A 14944-nucleotide genomic window follows, 5' to 3' on the forward strand; every position below is an offset into this window, starting at 1 on the left:
GTCGCGCAGGGGCTTGCCGGTCGAGCATCTGGCCCCTTTCACCCAATCCGCGTAAAGGCGCGGGCATGATCCGCGTCTGTGCCCTGTACCGTTTCGCCGCTTTCCCCGACCCCGCCGCGCTGCGTGCGCCGTTGCTCGCCGTCGCCGAGGCGAACGGGATTCGCGGCACATTGCTACTGGCGAGCGAGGGGATCAACGGCACGGTGGCGGGCAGCACGCACGCGATCGAGGCGCTGCTCGCGCATATCCGGACGCTGCCGGGGTGTGCCGATGTCGACTATAAGGACTCGACCGCCGAGACGATGCCGTTCCACCGGATGAAGGTGCGGTTGAAGCGCGAGATCGTGTCGATGGGCGTGGAGGGGATCGACCCCACGCGCGAGGTCGGCACTTACGTCGCGGGTGAGGAATGGAATGCGCTGATCGCCGATCCCGACACCCTGCTGATCGACACGCGCAACGACTATGAGGTCGCGATCGGCACGTTCGACGGCGCGGTCGATCCGGGAACGCGCAGCTTCCGCGACTTCCCCGGCTGGTTTCGCGAGCATCGCGACGAACTGATGGCGGGTAAGTCGAAGGTCGCGATGTTCTGCACCGGCGGCATACGCTGCGAAAAGGCGACCGCGTTCCTGAAGGCGGAAGGGGTGGCGGACGTCTTCCACCTCGATGGCGGCATTCTCAAATATCTGGAGACGATGCCGGAAGAGAAGAGTCGCTGGAATGGCGAATGCTTCGTCTTCGATGCACGCGTCGCGGTCGGGCATGGGCTGGCGCAAGGATCGCACGGCTTGTGCCATGGCTGCCGGATGCCGGTCAGCCCGGAGGATCGCGCCTCGCCGCTCTATGTCGAGGGGGTGAGCTGCCCCGCCTGTCACGGCACGCGCGACGCGGAGCGGCTGGCGGCCTATGCCGAACGGCACCGTCAGGAAGCACTGGCGGCGGCGCGGGGGCAGGCGCATGTCGGCGCACGCTATCCGTCCGCGGAAGATGCGCGCGACGAACCGCAGCCCCTGTAACGCGCAACCGATCCGCAGGCGGGTGGCAAGCCGGGGCGAACCTGCTACACGAAGCCCCGCAAAGCCATGGCCGTCGAAACCTTTTCCCCCTCCGAACCCGCCGAACCGCCGCGTCGCCCGCTCTGGCGCCGCTGGTGGGTGCGGGTGCTCGCTGTCCTTGCGCTGCTCGCGGCGATCGGTGGCGGCGTGTTCTGGTTCGTGTTCATCCGCGACCTGCCCTCGGTCGACGCGCTCAAGGCCTATGAGCCGCCGCTGCCGACCCATGTGCGCGGAATCGACGGCACCCCGATCCAATCCTATGCACGCGAGCGCCGGGTCGAGCTGTCCTACAATGAATATCCGCCGCTCCTTGTCCGTGCCTTTCTGGCGGCGGAGGACAAGAGCTTCTTCGAGCATGGCGGCGTCGACTATCCCGGCCTGGCGGGCGCGGTCATCGACTATGCCAAGAAATTTGGGAGCGGGCGGCGCGCGCGCGGCGGCTCGACCATTACCCAGCAGGTCGCCAAGAACCTGCTGATCGGCGACGCCTATTCGCCGACCCGCAAGATCAAGGAGGCGATCCTCGCCTATAAGATCGAGGACACGCTGACCAAGCCGCAGATCCTGGAGCTGTATCTCAACCAGATCGCGCTTGGCCGGAACGCCTTTGGCGTCGAGGCGGCGGCCCATGCCTATTTCGATAAGGAACTGGACGAGCTGACGCTGGGGCAGATGGCCTATCTGGCGCTGCTGCCCAAGGGACCGGCCAATTACGATCCCGTCCGCCACCCCGACCGCGCGCTGGAGCGCCGCGCCTATGTGCTGCGCGAGATGCTGTCGAACAACTTCATCACCCGTGCGCAATATGACGCGGCGATGGCCGAGCCGCTGGGCACCGTGCTGCGCCGCACGCCTAAGTATGCGCAGGTCGGCGGCTATTTCGTCGAGGAGGTCCGCCGCCAGCTGATCAAGCGTTATGGTGAAAAGGCGGAGAGCGGGCCGAACAGCGTCTATGACGGCGGTCTCTGGGTGCGCACCTCGCTGGATACCCGGTTGCAGGATCTGGCGGCCGAAGCGTTGCGCGACGGCCTGATCCGGTTCGAGGGCGGGCGCGGCTGGTCCGGGCCGATCCGGCATGAGGATATCGAGGACGGGAACTGGCAGCAGGTGCTGCTGAACACCAATATCGGCCTCGACTATCGCGACTGGCGCGCCGGGATCGTCACGGCAAAGGACAGCGGCGAGGCGACGATCGGCTTCGCCAATGGCCGCACCGGCACGCTGCCGCGCAGCTTCGCGCAGATGCCGCGCCGGGGCACGGCGGCGACCGCGTTCAGCGCGCTCAAGGTCGGCGACATCATCGCCGTGTCGCCGGCGGGCGAGCAGTTCCAGCTGCGCTCCATCCCGCGCATCTCGGGCGGCTTCGTCGTCGAGGAGCCCGCGACCGGCCGCGTGCTGGCGATGCAGGGCGGCTTCGACGCCCGGCTCCAGGCGTTCAACCGCGCCACCCAGGCCGAGCGTCAGCCGGGCTCGACGATCAAGCCGATCGTCTATTCCGCCGCGCTGAACAGCGGCATGACGCCCGCCTCGATCATCGTCGACGGTCCGTTCTGCGTCGATCAGGGGGCCGGTCTGGGGACGAAGTGTTTCCGCAACTTCGGCAATTCGGCAGGCGCCGGGCCGCACACGATGCGCTGGGGCATCGAGCAGTCACGCAACCTGATGACCGTGCGGACCGCCTCGACCGTCGGCATGAAGAATGTCGTGGCGACGATCAAGCAGATGGGGATCGGCGATTTCCCGCCCTATCTCGCCTATGCGCTGGGGGCGGGCGAAACGACGGTGGGGCAGATGGTCAACGCCTATGCGATCCTCGCCAATAACGGGCGCGGCGGCGATCCCTCGCTGATCGACTTCGCGCAGGACCGGCACGGCAAGGTGATCTGGCCGGAAAACTGGCGCGCCTGCGACCGCTGCAACGCCGCCGATTATGACGGCAAGCCGATGCCGCGCCCGGTCTCGCGCCAGCGCCAGGTGCTGGACGCGATGACCGCCTATCAGATGGTTCACATCACCGAGGGCGTGATCCAGCGCGGCACGGCCACCGGCCTGCGCGACCTGAACCGCCCGATGTTCGGCAAGACCGGCACCAATAACGGCCCGACCGATGTGTGGTTCGTCGGTGGCACGCCGCAATTCGTCGGCGGCCTCTATATCGGCTATGACACGCCGCGCTCGCTGGGCGGCTATGCGCAGGGCGGGACCATCGCGGTGCCGATCTTCCGCCAGTTTGCCGAAAAGGCCTATGAGGGGCTCGAGAAGCTGCCCTTCCGCGCGGCGCCCGGCATTCGCATGGTCCGCATCGACCGCGCGAGCGGGCGGCCGGTCTATGGCACCTTCCCGACCGGCGACGATCCCAAGCCCGCCGTGATCTGGGAAGCGTTCAAGCCGGAGAGCGAGCCGCGCCGTCGCGCGCGCCGTGCCGCGGCTGCCGAGGCGCCCGCGACGCCGACCGGCCCGACCAGGCCAGCGCCCCCGCGCGACAGCGATTTCTTGCAAAGAGAAGGCGGAATCTACTAGCCCGCTTCCCATATTCGTTTTGCCGTCCCCGTTCGGGCGGCCGTACGACCGATTCGGAGAATTTTCATGCGCGCTGAAGCGCAGGCTCATGTCGACAAGATCAAGGACGCCCTGGAGCTGCTGCGCCGCTTCCTCGACTGGGACCGCGCATTGCGCCGCCTGGACGAGCTGAACGCGCGCGTCGAGGACCAGGCCCTGTGGAACGACCCCAAGCAGGCGCAGGAGGTGATGCGCGAGCGTCGCCGCCTGGACGAGGCCATCACCGCCACCCGCGCGATCGAGAACGAGCTGTCGGGCACGGTCGAGCTGATCGAGCTGGCCGAGATGGAGGGTGACGAGGATCTCGAGAAGGAGGCCGTCGCCAGCCTGGGCGAACTCGCCAAGAAGGCCGAGGCCGACAAGATCAAGGCGCTGTTGGCCGGTGAAGCCGATGCCAATGACAGCTATATCGAGATCAACGCGGGCGCGGGCGGAACCGAGAGCCAGGACTGGGCCGGGATGCTCCAGCGCATGTACACGCGCTGGGCCGAGCGGCACGGCATGAAGGTCGAGCTGATCGACTATCATGCGGGCGAACAGGCCGGGATCAAGTCGGCGACCCTGCTGGTCAAGGGCGAGAACGCCTATGGCTATGCCAAGGTCGAATCGGGCGTGCACCGGCTGGTGCGGATCAGCCCGTATGACTCGGCCGCGCGTCGCCACACCAGCTTTTCGAGCGTCTGGGTCTATCCGGTGATCGACGACAATATCGAGGTCGAGATCAACGAGAGCGAGCTGCGCATCGACACCTACCGCGCATCGGGTGCGGGCGGTCAGCACATCAACACCACCGACTCGGCGGTGCGCATCACCCACTTGCCGACCGGCATCGTGGTGCAGTGCCAGAACCAGCGTTCGCAGCACAAGAACAAGGCCGAGGCCTATAACCAGCTTCGCGCCCGCCTGTACGAGCGTGAGCTGGCCGAGCGCGAAGCCGTGGCCAATGCCGAGAATGCGACCAAGACCGATATCGGCTGGGGCCACCAGATCCGGTCCTACGTGCTCCAGCCCTATCAGCTGGTAAAGGACCTGCGCACCGGCACGACCTCGACCGCGCCGGGCGACGTGCTCGACGGCGATCTCGATGCCTTCATGGCGGCGGCGCTGTCGCAGCGCGTGACCGGCGAGGCGGTCGCGGTGGAGGATGTCGACTAAGATGCGTGTCCGGGGGGCGGGGCCCTTGATGGCGGCGGCGGCCCTCGTCATCGCGCTGGGGGGCGTGGTGGCGGCGTGCGACGGTTCGAAGCCGCTGATCCAGCAGCGCGACGACGGGGACGACGACAAGGTCGGCCCGTTCCCGGCGGCGGATCGGCCGGTCGCCGACGTCGTCTCGTCGCGCTGGTCGAGCGAGGATGCGCGCGACCGCCTGCGCGAGGCGGATCAGGTCATGGACCGGGCGAAAATCCGCCCCGGCATGACGGTGGCCGATATCGGCGCGGGCGAGGGTTATTATACCGTCCGCCTGGCGCAGCGGGTCGGCAAGACCGGCCGCGTACTGGCCGAGGATATCGTCGCCGCCTGGCGCGACCGGCTGGCCGAGCGTGTCTCGCGCGAGCGGCTGGACAATGTCAGCGTCCGGCTGGGCGAGCCCGCCGACCCCAAGCTGCCACCCACCAGCTTCGACCGCGTTCTCATGGTCCATATGTATCATGAGATCGAGCAGCCCTATGAGTTCCTGTGGCGGCTGTTCCCCGCGCTGAAGTCCGACGGCCTGGTCGTGGTGGTCGATGCCGACCGCCGTACCAAGGCGCATGGCACGCCGCCCGCGCTGCTGAAATGTGAGTTCGAGGCGGTCGGCTTCACCCAGGTGTCGATCGAGAACATGCCCTCGGCAGGCGGCTATCTGGCGACCTTCCGCGCAACCGGCCCGCGTCCCGATCCCAAGGCGATCCGTCCCTGCCGGATGAAGGATAACCAGGGCGGGTAGTCCTGCTCCTCATTCCTCCCCTGCAAGGGGAGGGGGACCATGCGCAGCATGGTGGAGGGGTGTCACCCTATCGAGAGCGGGACACCCCTCCGTCAGGCCTGACGGCCTGCCACCTCCCCTTGCATGGGAGGAATAGACCTATTGATCAGTCACCGTCGCCACGACAAATTTGGAACATGACAGCTTTGTCATGTATTGATCCCGTATCGGCCCCGCCTGGTGCCGATAGACCACCGGCCCGCATAAGCCGGGGTCCCGCAGAAGGAGATGATGATGAACATGCTTTTGATCGCCGGGCTCGCGCTCGGCGGTGTTGTGGCCTCCGACGGGGCGCTCGAACACCGTGTCCAGCTCGACCATCATTCGGGCCCGGTTGCGGTCCGCTATAGCGCCGATGTCGGCGTGACCCATAAGCAGATCGGCGCGGTGACGACCGGCGGCCGTCCCTCGACGCTGCGGTGCCTGTGGAGCGCCAATGTCACGGTCCACCGCGAAGCGCGTGGGCCCGGCGGCACGGCGCTGATGCGCAGCGCGGCGCAGGATCGCGTGATCGAGGGTAGCCGCCCTGGCTGGTGCAGCACCAACCGCAACGCCATCGCGCAGGAAGTGGCCCGGCGTCACGACGCGGTGCGCGACCACCTTCAGGCCGTGGCGCAGGAAGACCATGGCCTGCTACGCGCCGAGATAGATCGCCTGCATGCCGAGACGCGCGCCGGATGAGCTTGCGTATCATTGCCTTGGGTGTCGTATTGGGCACCAGCATCGCCTCGCCGCTCCTCGCGCAGGAGCGGCCTTCGATCGGCGTCGAGGTGAACAGCGACGAGAATCGCCGGGGCCTGAGCTGGAGCGGGGGGCGGGTATCGCCCTCCGCCGATATTTTCGCGACGAGCGGACCGTTTGAGGCGAGCGGCCGGATCGTGGCGCTTCGTGAATCGGCGCGGCATGGCGGCGCGGGGGTGGTCGGCGACCTGAGTCTGGGCGCCTCCACCCTGCTGGGCCCGGTGACGGTGCGCGGACGCGTGACCGGCCATCTGTTCGGCGGGGCGGGCTTCAATGCCGATTATGTCGAACTGGGCGGGTCGGCAGCCTATACGCTGGGTCCGGTGCAGGTCGATGCGGGCGCGGACTATGCACCGTCGCAAAGCGCGATCGGCGGCGACAATCTCTATCTTCATGCCGGGGCCCAGGCGGGCATACTGGGCACGCCCTGGACGCTGCTGGCCGGGCTCGGCCACTCTTCCGGCAAGACCGACGATCCCTTCCGTGCCGCGCGGCTTCGTCCCGGTGGCGATTATAGCGACTGGCGGGTCGGGGTGCAGCATGTCACCGGGCCGGTGATTCTGGGACTGGACTATGTCGGTACCGACGTGTCGGAGCGGGCGGCCTCCGCCTTTCCGCTGGCCGATGCGCGGCATTCGGGCGACCGGATTGTCGGGCGGGTGCGCTTCGGGTTCTGAGGCGCGCTCATAGCTGCGCCATAGGCTCTCCCCTCCCGCAGGCGGGAGGGGATGGGGGAGGGCCTCTCCCCACGCGATGTCGCCCATGGCCTGGACTCTGATGGCCTGAAATGGACCTACCCCTCCCCTTCAGGGGAGGGGCCGGGGGTGGGGCGCTTCCGCAAGCGCGGCGTTCGTGGAAAGGCCCCACCCCAACCCCTCCCCTGAAGGGGAGGGGCTTTCAGAGCAGTCCATGCTCCCGCAGGCTCACAACCGAACCGCTTCCCAGAATCAGGTGGTCGAGCAGCATTACGTCCAGCGCCGCGAGCCCTTGCGCCAGCCGCCGGGTCAATGACAGGTCGGCGGCGCTGGGGCGGGTGTCCCCATCGGGGTGGTTGTGCGCGATCAGCACCGCGCTTGCCTCCATCAGGATCGCATCGCGGGCGATCCGGGCGACCGGGACCGTCACCGAATCATGGCGTCCTGCGACATGGCGCAAGCCCAACAGCATCCGTTCCGAACCCAGATAGGCGATCCCCATCGCCTCCTTGTCCCCATGATCCAGCCCGCCGAACAAGGCCAGCGCGTCACGACGCGTGGCGATGCGGAGGGGAGGGCGGGGCAAGCGGTACACGACCAGCCCTGCATCATGCTGGACGTCGACACAGCTTTATCCCGCGCCGATCCGGTTCGGCTTGGCGGGGACCGCGCACGACGCTAGGCCCAAGGCATGCGGCAATATCTCGATCTCATGGACCGGGTCCTGACCCAGGGCGTGCAGCAGATGGACCGGACCGGCACGGGCACGCTCTCGGTCTTCGGCCACCAGATGCGGTTCGACCTGGCCCGGGGTTTTCCGGCCCTGACCACCAAGAAGCTCCACCTGCGCTCGATCATCGTCGAGCTTTTGTGGTTCCTGCGCGGCGACACCAATGTCCGCTGGCTTCAGGATCGCCGTGTGAGCATCTGGGACGAATGGGCCGACGAGCAGGGCGATCTCGGCCCCGTCTATGGCAAGCAGTGGCGCGACTGGGCGACGGCCGATGGCCGCCATATCGACCAGATCGCCGAGCTGGTGGAGCAGATCCGCACCCAGCCCGCCTCGCGCCGCCAGATCGTGTCCGCCTGGAACCCCGGCGATCTGCACGCCATGGCGCTGGCCCCGTGCCACTGCCTGTTCCAGACCCATGTCGCGAACGGCCGCCTGTCGCTGCAACTCTATCAGCGGTCGGCCGACATCTTCCTGGGCGTGCCGTTCAACATCGCCTCCTATGCGCTGCTGACCCATATGCTGGCGCAGCAATGCGATCTGGAGGTTGGCGAGTTCATCTGGACCGGCGGCGACTGCCATCTGTACCTGAACCATCTGGAGCAGGCCAAAACCCAGCTGTGTCGCGAGCCGGGCGCGCTGCCGCGCCTGGAAATCCTGCGCCGCCCGGATGCCATCGACGGTTATGAGCCCGAGGATTTCGTGCTGCACGACTATGTCGCGCAACCCCATATCAAGGCGCCGGTCGCGATATGATCACACTGGTCCTCGCCCGCGCGCGCAACGGGGTGATCGGGCGCGATGGCGGCCTGCCCTGGCACCTGCCCGCCGATCTCAAGCGGTTCAAGGCGCTGACCATGGGCAAGCCGATGATCATGGGCCGCAAGACCTTCGACAGCTTTCCCGCCCCGCTGCCGGGTCGGCGGCATATCGTCCTGACCCGCGACCGCGCTTGGAGCGCACCGGGTGCCGAGGTGGCGCACGACGTCGCGGGCGCGCTTGCGCTGGCGGGCGAGGAGCCGGTGGCTGTGATCGGGGGGGCGGAAATCTTCGACCTGTTCCGCGATATCGCCGACCGGGTGGAATTGACCGAGGTCAATATCGACGCCGAGGGGGATGTCGTCGTCGCCCCGTTTTCCAATTGGCGCGAAGTCGAGCGGCAGGATCATCCCGCTTCGGATGACCGTCCATCCTATTCTTTTGTGACACTGGAGCAATGACAGAAGGGTGCATTCTTCACTGAAGCTGGCCATTTTGCGAAAAATATTTCGGCCTGTCTTCATTTGTTGATCCGACATACCTAAACTCATTCTCGGATAAAGAATTGCGGCATTCACCGCATTCGTCTTGGCAGCGGGCAGTGTCGGATGATCATCGACGGGGGGAATGCGCGGGGGCGTCGGGCGGGCAGTGATCCGGTCGGCATCCTGGACGCCAGTCACGAGGCGGTCGCGTTCCTCGATCGGCATCGACTGGACCGGACGACCACCAGCTACGCGCTGGCGTTACAGGCGGTCCTTCACCCCTATGGCCCACTGGGCGGTGAGGTCGCGCGGCGGACCGATGGCGGTATCCGCCTGACCGAAGACGATGTCCGCGAACTGATGCCGCTGGTCCGCGAGCATGAGGTCGCCGATCTCGGGCTCGGCCGGATCCAGATGGAGCGGGACCTGGGCGAACAGGCCGAGACGCTGGAGGCGCTGACCTCTGACGCCAGGGCGATCACCGGCGATTTCTCGCATCAGGTCGCGGCGTTGTCCCATGCGCATCGCAGCAATGATGTCGGTCCCGACACTCGCGCTATCGCCACGCTGCTCGAACAGTTGATCGCCCGCATTTCCAAGACCGAACGCGATCTGGAGGAACTGGCGGGCAATATCGCGGGCCTGCGCTCCCGGATGGAGCCCGGCGAGACCGACGATCGGATCGACCAGTTGACCGGCGTCACCAGCCGGACCGGTGCGCAGGCGATGGTCGAGCGGCTGGCCAACGAGCCGCATGGATATGTGCTGGCAGCGTGCAGCCTGGACGATCTGGAGGGGATCAACGAGCGTTACGGGCGTTCGGTCGCCGACAATGTGCTGCGCGCCTTCGTCGCCACGCTGCGCCAATCCTGCGAGGGGACGGAGATCATCCGCTGGCAGGGAAATCTGTTCCTGATCGTGCTGCGCGGGCGCCCTTTGTCCACGCTGGCGGGCATGATGGAGGATGCGCGAGTCGCCATGCGCGAACGGACGCTGCGCCTGCGCGGATCGGGGGAGCCGATCGGGGCGGTCACCATGTCGGGCGGCGTCGCGGTCGGTGTCGGCGTGCCGTTGGAGGAGGTGCTGACGCGCGCCGACATGCTGCGCGATCTGGCGAGCGGGGGCCTGGGCAATCGCATCCTGTCGCGCGCCTAGCCAATTCGGCGCGGCCTGTTATAGCGCGCGGTCATGCAGCGAGTTGACGGCGCGGGGCCCATCCCGGCGCATCTGGCGGGCGGGATCGTCGCGCTGGGCAATTTCGACGGGTTCCATCTGGGGCATCAGGCGGTGGTCGGTGCCGCCGTCGCCCGTGCGCGCGCCGAAGGGCGGCCCGCACTGGTCGCCACCTTCGACCCGCATCCGATCCGTTACTTCAAGCCCGACGCCGCGCCCTTCCGCCTGACCACGCTCGACCAGCGCGAGCGGCTGTTCGCGGCGGCGGGCGTGGATGCGATGGTGGTGTTCGGTTTCGACACCGACCTCGCGGCGCTGTCGGCGGAGGATTTCGTGCAAGCGCGCCTGCTGGGCGCCTTGCGGGTCGGCGGCGTGGTGACGGGCGAGGACTTCACCTTCGGCCGCGCGCGCAGCGGCGATGTGACGTCCCTGCGCGCCTGGGGCCGGACGCAGGGCTTCTCGACCGATGCGGTGGCGCCGGTCATGCTGGACGGCGAGACGATCTCGTCCAGCCGGATTCGCGCCGCGCTGGCGGCGGGCGATCCCGAGACGGCGGCGCGGTTGCTGACCCGGCCCTATACCATCCAGGGCGTGGTGCAGCATGGCGACAAGCTGGGCCGCACCATCGGTTATCCGACCGCCAATCTCGACATGGGCGAATATCTGCGCCCGGCTTACGGCATCTATGCGGTGCGCGGGCGGCTCGACGACGGCCGGGTGCTGGACGGGGCCGCCAATCTGGGTATCCGCCCCCAGTTCGATCCGCCCAAGGAATTGCTGGAGCCGCATTTCTTCGACTTCGGCGGCGACCTGTACGGGCAGCGCCTGTCGGTCGAGCTGATCAACTATCTGCGGCCCGAGGCGAAGTTCGATTCGCTCGACGCGCTGGTCACGCAGATGGACGCCGACTGCGCGCGTGCCCGCCAGATACTTTCGTCGCATAATCCGGCATGACGTGTTAACCTAAAGTCGTTAAGGGCGTGTCCCCTATGAGCGACGCGCCCGATTACCGCGACACCGTCTTCCTGCCGAAGACCGATTTCCCCATGAAGGCGGGACTTGCCGCCAAGGAACCGGCGATCCTGGATCGCTGGGCCAAGATGGGGTTGTACGACCGCCTCCGCCGCGAGCGTAGCGGGCGCGAGCGGTTCATCCTGCACGACGGCCCGCCTTATGCGAATGGCGACATTCACATGGGCCATGCGCTCAACAAGGTGTTGAAGGACATCATCGTTCGCTCGCAGACCCTGATGGGCAAGGACGCGCCCTATGTCCCCGGCTGGGACTGTCACGGCCTGCCGATCGAGTGGAAGGTCGAAGAGGCCTATCGCGCCAAGAAGCTGAACAAGGACGAGGTGCCCGTCGCGCAGTTCCGCGCCGAGTGCCGCGCCTATGCCGACACCTGGGTCGGCACGCAAAAGGCGCAGTTCGAGCGGCTGGGCGTGATGGGCGACTGGGCCAACCCGTACCTGACCATGACCTATGACGCCGAGGCGGTGATCGCGGGCGAGCTGCTGAAGTTCGCCGAATCGGGTCAGCTCTATCGCGGCGCCAAGCCGGTCATGTGGTCGCCGGTCGAAAAGACCGCGCTGGCCGAGGCCGAGGTCGAATATGAGGACATCGTCTCGACCCAGATCGATGTCGGATTCGAGGTCGCATCCTGCCCCGAATATCCCGATCTGGTCGGCGCGCTGGCGGTCATCTGGACCACCACCCCCTGGACGATCCCGGTCAACCAGGCGCTGAGCTATGGCGAGGCGATCGACTATTTGCACTTCGAGTGCGGCGGCCGTCGCTATCTGGTCGCCGAGCCGCTGTTGCCCGCCTTCACCAAGCGGACCGGCATCGCGATGGAGGGCTTCATCGCGCTGGCCAAGGGGCCGGTGCTGGAGGGCGCGACTGCGCTCCATCCGATGCACAAGCTGGGCGGTTTCTTCGCACGCCCACGTCCCTTCCTGCCCGGCGATTTCGTCACCACCGACGCCGGTACCGGCCTCGTCCATATGGCCCCCGATCACGGCGAGGACGACTTCCTGCTGTGCAAGGCGCACGGCATCGACCCGGTCTTCGCGGTGCAGGGCGACGGCACCTATCGCGCCGACTGGGCGTGGCTGGGCGGCCAGGGCAGCGTCATCAACAAGAAGTTCGTCTCCGCCGACGGCCCGATCTGTGCGGACCTGCGCGAGGCCGGTGCGCTGCTGTCCGCCTCGGACGATTTCCAGCACAGCTATCCGCATAGCTGGCGCTCCAAGGCCAAGGTCATCTTCCGCGCGACGCCGCAATGGTTCATCCCGATGGACCGCGCCGACACCGCGCTGATCCCTGATCTGGCGATGGCCAATGTCGACCCGATCTCGGGCGTGACGCCGCTGCTCACCGTGCCGCTGGGCAATGGCGCGACGCTGCGCCAGACCGCGCTGGACGCGATCGAGCGCACCCGCTGGGTGCCCGAGCGCAGCCGCAACCGCATCCGTTCGATGGTGGAAGGGCGTCCCGACTGGGTCATCAGCCGCCAGCGCGCCTGGGGCGTGCCGATCGCGCTCTATGTGAACCGCCAGACCGGCGAATATCTCGCCGACAAGGCGGTCAATGCCCGCATCCTCGACGCTTTCCGCGCGGGAGGGGCCGATGCGTGGTTCACCGCCGATCACCAGGCGCTGCTGGGTGCGGACTACAACCTCGCCGATTACGAGCCGGTCAACGACATCCTCGACGTGTGGTTCGACTCCGGCTCGACCCATGCCTTCGTGATCGAGGCGCGCTATGGCGAGGGCACGCGCGCGAACCTGTATCTCGAAGGGTCGGACCAGCATCGCGGCTGGTTCCAGTCGTCGCTGCTCGAGTCGTGCGGCACGCGCGGCCGCGCGCCTTACGACGCGGTGCTGACCCATGGCTTCGCGCTCGACGGGCAGGGGCGCAAGATGTCCAAGTCGCTGGGCAACGTCGTCGACCCGCTGAAGATCATCGGCGAATCGGGCGCCGACATCCTGCGCATCTGGACCGCCTCGACCGATTATTTCGAGGATGTCCGCATCGGCAAGGAGGTGCTCGCCACCGCTTCGGACAGCTATCGCAAGCTGCGCAACACCTTCCGCTATATGCTGGGCGCGCTCGACGGGTTCAGCGAGGAAGAGCGCATCTCGTTCGATGCGATGCCCGAGCTGGAGCGTTACGTCCTGGCACGTCTGACCGCGCTCGACACCGAGCTGCGCCGCGCGGCCGATGCCTTCGAGTTCAACCGCTATCTGCGCGCGTTGACCGATTTCGCGAATGAGGACCTGTCGGCCTTCTTCTTCGATATCCGCAAGGACTCGCTCTATTGCGACGCGGCGACCGATCCGAAGCGTCGCAGCTATCGCACCGTGCTCGACATCCTGTTCCACGCGCTGGTCCGCTATGCCGCGCCGATCCTGTGCTTCACCGCCGAGGAAGTGTGGCAGTCGCGCTTCCCGTCGGAGGATGGCTCGGTCCATCTGCTCGAATGGCCGGAACTGCCGCAACTGGGCGAGGACGAGGCGCTGATGGCGCGCTGGACCGAGATCCGTGGCCTTCGCGCGCAGGTGACCGAGGCGATCGAGCCGCTGCGCCGCGAAAAGACCGTGCGTTCGTCCAACGAGGCGGAGGTGACGGTCCCGTCGCTGCCGCTGGAGCCGCACGCGCTGGCCGAGGCGTTCATCGTCGCCGATGTCAGCCTGGCCGAGACGGTCGGCGTTACCCGTACCGAGAAGCACAAATGCGGTCGCTGCTGGCGTCACCTGCCCGACGTTTCGGCGGACGGCGAACTGTGCGGCCGTTGTGCCGAGGTGGTCGCGCATGGCTAATCTGCCCAAGCGTGGACTGGTGACGGCGCTGGCGCTGTTCCTGGTCGATCAGATCATCAAATGGGCGGTGACCGGGCCGATGGGCCTGCGTTCGCTCGGTGACGTTCGTGAGATCGTACCGATCTTCAACCTGCGTTTCGTGCCCAATTACGGCATCTCGCTGGGTCTGCTGACCGCCGACAGCAACGCGTCGCGCTGGGCGTTGGTGGCGATGACCGGGGCGATCGCGCTGGCGGTGGCCTTCTGGATGACGCGTGAGCGCAATGCGGTCGACCAGGTCGCACTCGGCTGTGTGCTGGGCGGTGCGCTGGGCAATATCCTCGACCGGGTGCGCTTCGGTTATGTCGTCGATTTCGCCGATCTGCACTTCGGCGAGTGGCGTCCCTTTTTGGTCTTCAATGTCGCCGATGCAGCGATTACGATAGGCGTTCTGGTTTTGCTGGCCCGCGCGCTTCTCGTGCGCGACCGGCCCGCTCCCGTGGAGAAGAGCAATGCGTAAGTTGGTGCCCGTCATCGCAGGTCTGTCCTGCGCCGCGTTGCTGACGGGATGTGGGGCCGGGCGTGGCCTGGACCGGGCGCGCCCCGACGAATTCGCCGTCGCGCGCCAGCCCTCGCTGGTGATCCCGCCCGACTTCGCGCTGGTCCCGCCGCAGCCGGGCGCCGCCCCCGTCCAGACCCGCAGCGGCCAGCAGCAGACGCTGGACGCGCTGTTCGGCGGTCAGGCGGCGCGCAGCCAGTCGGAATATGGCCTGGTGCAGAATGCCGGGGCCGATAGCGCCGATACGGGCATCCGCTCTTCGGTCGGCGATCCCGGCACCAACGTCGTCGACAAGGGCGCGACGACCCGCGACATCGTCGCCGCCCCCGAAGGCGACGGCCAGGACGCACGCGCCGCCACCAAGTGACGCCGTACGACGATTGAGGAAAAGGGCCGGGGGCGGATTGCCTGTCCGGCCC

The 14944-nt window shown here is 67.2% G+C and carries 14 protein-coding genes; 13 read left to right on the top strand and 1 reads right to left on the bottom strand.

The annotated features are described in order from the left end of the window. Positions 1-65: 65 nt before the first annotated feature. From trhO to ASF14_RS14790, 6 genes are all read left to right on the top strand, one after another. Positions 66-1019, top strand: a complete 954-nt coding sequence (gene trhO / locus ASF14_RS14765; RefSeq protein WP_056436610.1) for an oxygen-dependent tRNA uridine(34) hydroxylase TrhO — start codon at positions 66-68, stop codon at positions 1017-1019. Positions 1020-1085: 66 nt separating this feature from the next. Continuing rightward, complete coding sequence (locus ASF14_RS14770) at positions 1086-3578, top strand: penicillin-binding protein 1A (protein ID WP_056436612.1); 2493 nt, start codon at positions 1086-1088, stop codon at positions 3576-3578. A 66-nt stretch (positions 3579-3644) separates the two neighbouring features. Further along, positions 3645-4772 (top strand): peptide chain release factor 2, encoded by a 1128-nt coding sequence (gene prfB, locus ASF14_RS14775; RefSeq protein WP_056436615.1) that lies wholly within the window; start codon positions 3645-3647, stop codon positions 4770-4772. A 28-nt stretch (positions 4773-4800) separates the two neighbouring features. Then, positions 4801-5544 (top strand): class I SAM-dependent methyltransferase, encoded by a 744-nt coding sequence (locus tag ASF14_RS14780; protein ID WP_168371542.1) that lies wholly within the window; start codon positions 4801-4803, stop codon positions 5542-5544. Positions 5545-5817: 273 nt separating this feature from the next. Beyond that, positions 5818-6264: a hypothetical protein gene (locus ASF14_RS14785; RefSeq protein WP_156361218.1), complete on the top strand. Its 447-nt coding sequence runs from the start codon at positions 5818-5820 to the stop codon at positions 6262-6264. After that, positions 6261-7001, top strand: a complete 741-nt coding sequence (locus ASF14_RS14790; RefSeq protein ID WP_056436624.1) for a TorF family putative porin — start codon at positions 6261-6263, stop codon at positions 6999-7001. The genes ASF14_RS14785 and ASF14_RS14790 overlap by 4 nt, the downstream gene beginning before the upstream one ends. 220 nt (positions 7002-7221) lie before the next feature. Here ASF14_RS14790 and ASF14_RS14795 read toward each other — a convergent pair whose 3' ends face one another. Beyond that, positions 7222-7614 carry a JAB domain-containing protein gene (locus tag ASF14_RS14795; protein ID WP_156361219.1) on the bottom strand — a complete coding sequence of 131 codons (393 nt, stop codon included), beginning with the start codon at positions 7612-7614 and terminating at the stop codon, positions 7222-7224. Between the two features lie 96 nt (positions 7615-7710). Between ASF14_RS14795 and ASF14_RS14800 the strand changes: the two genes are divergently transcribed. The 7 genes from ASF14_RS14800 to ASF14_RS14830 all read left to right on the top strand — a co-directional run bounded on the left by ASF14_RS14800 (position 7711) and on the right by ASF14_RS14830 (position 14892). After that, the gene (locus tag ASF14_RS14800; protein ID WP_056436630.1) at positions 7711-8505 is read left to right on the top strand and encodes a thymidylate synthase; all 795 of its coding nucleotides are present in this window, start codon (positions 7711-7713) and stop codon (positions 8503-8505) included. Further along, positions 8502-8969, top strand: coding sequence for a dihydrofolate reductase (locus tag ASF14_RS14805; RefSeq protein ID WP_056436633.1), 468 nt, complete (start codon positions 8502-8504; stop codon positions 8967-8969). The genes ASF14_RS14800 and ASF14_RS14805 overlap by 4 nt, the downstream gene beginning before the upstream one ends. A gap of 147 nt (positions 8970-9116) precedes the next feature. After that, entirely contained in the window at positions 9117-10148 is a 1032-nt protein-coding gene (locus ASF14_RS14810; RefSeq protein ID WP_056436636.1) for a GGDEF domain-containing protein, read from the top strand. A gap of 33 nt (positions 10149-10181) precedes the next feature. Beyond that, entirely contained in the window at positions 10182-11120 is a 939-nt protein-coding gene (locus ASF14_RS14815) for a bifunctional riboflavin kinase/FAD synthetase (protein ID WP_056436639.1), read from the top strand. A gap of 35 nt (positions 11121-11155) precedes the next feature. Next, a complete protein-coding gene (gene ileS / locus ASF14_RS14820; protein ID WP_056436642.1) occupies positions 11156-13987 on the top strand; it encodes an isoleucine--tRNA ligase in 2832 nt (943 codons plus the stop codon). Next, positions 13980-14486, top strand: a complete 507-nt coding sequence (lspA, locus tag ASF14_RS14825; protein WP_056436646.1) for a signal peptidase II — start codon at positions 13980-13982, stop codon at positions 14484-14486. The genes ileS and lspA overlap by 8 nt, the downstream gene beginning before the upstream one ends. Then, positions 14479-14892, top strand: coding sequence for a DUF3035 domain-containing protein (locus ASF14_RS14830; RefSeq protein WP_056436649.1), 414 nt, complete (start codon positions 14479-14481; stop codon positions 14890-14892). The genes lspA and ASF14_RS14830 overlap by 8 nt, the downstream gene beginning before the upstream one ends. Positions 14893-14944: the final 52 nt, after the last annotated feature.

Source organism: Sphingomonas sp. Leaf257 (assembly GCF_001422185.1).
GTDB classification, from domain to species: Bacteria; Pseudomonadota; Alphaproteobacteria; order Sphingomonadales; family Sphingomonadaceae; genus Sphingomonas; species Sphingomonas yabuuchiae.

What these genes read in the sequence shown, in the direction of transcription:
- trhO (WP_056436610.1), top strand. Translation starts at nt 66, where the DNA reads ATGATCCGCGTCTGTGCCCTGTACCGTTTCGCCGCTTTCCCCGACCCC.
- ASF14_RS14770 (WP_056436612.1), top strand. Translation starts at nt 1,086, where the DNA reads ATGGCCGTCGAAACCTTTTCCCCCTCCGAACCCGCCGAACCGCCGCGT.
- prfB (WP_056436615.1), top strand. Translation starts at nt 3,645, where the DNA reads ATGCGCGCTGAAGCGCAGGCTCATGTCGACAAGATCAAGGACGCCCTG.
- ASF14_RS14780 (WP_168371542.1), top strand. Translation starts at nt 4,801, where the DNA reads ATGGCGGCGGCGGCCCTCGTCATCGCGCTGGGGGGCGTGGTGGCGGCG.
- ASF14_RS14785 (WP_156361218.1), top strand. Translation starts at nt 5,818, where the DNA reads ATGAACATGCTTTTGATCGCCGGGCTCGCGCTCGGCGGTGTTGTGGCC.
- ASF14_RS14790 (WP_056436624.1), top strand. Translation starts at nt 6,261, where the DNA reads ATGAGCTTGCGTATCATTGCCTTGGGTGTCGTATTGGGCACCAGCATC.
- ASF14_RS14800 (WP_056436630.1), top strand. Translation starts at nt 7,711, where the DNA reads ATGCGGCAATATCTCGATCTCATGGACCGGGTCCTGACCCAGGGCGTG.
- ASF14_RS14805 (WP_056436633.1), top strand. Translation starts at nt 8,502, where the DNA reads ATGATCACACTGGTCCTCGCCCGCGCGCGCAACGGGGTGATCGGGCGC.
- ASF14_RS14810 (WP_056436636.1), top strand. Translation starts at nt 9,117, where the DNA reads ATGATCATCGACGGGGGGAATGCGCGGGGGCGTCGGGCGGGCAGTGAT.
- ASF14_RS14815 (WP_056436639.1), top strand. Translation starts at nt 10,182, where the DNA reads ATGCAGCGAGTTGACGGCGCGGGGCCCATCCCGGCGCATCTGGCGGGC.
- ileS (WP_056436642.1), top strand. Translation starts at nt 11,156, where the DNA reads ATGAGCGACGCGCCCGATTACCGCGACACCGTCTTCCTGCCGAAGACC.
- lspA (WP_056436646.1), top strand. Translation starts at nt 13,980, where the DNA reads ATGGCTAATCTGCCCAAGCGTGGACTGGTGACGGCGCTGGCGCTGTTC.
- ASF14_RS14830 (WP_056436649.1), top strand. Translation starts at nt 14,479, where the DNA reads ATGCGTAAGTTGGTGCCCGTCATCGCAGGTCTGTCCTGCGCCGCGTTG.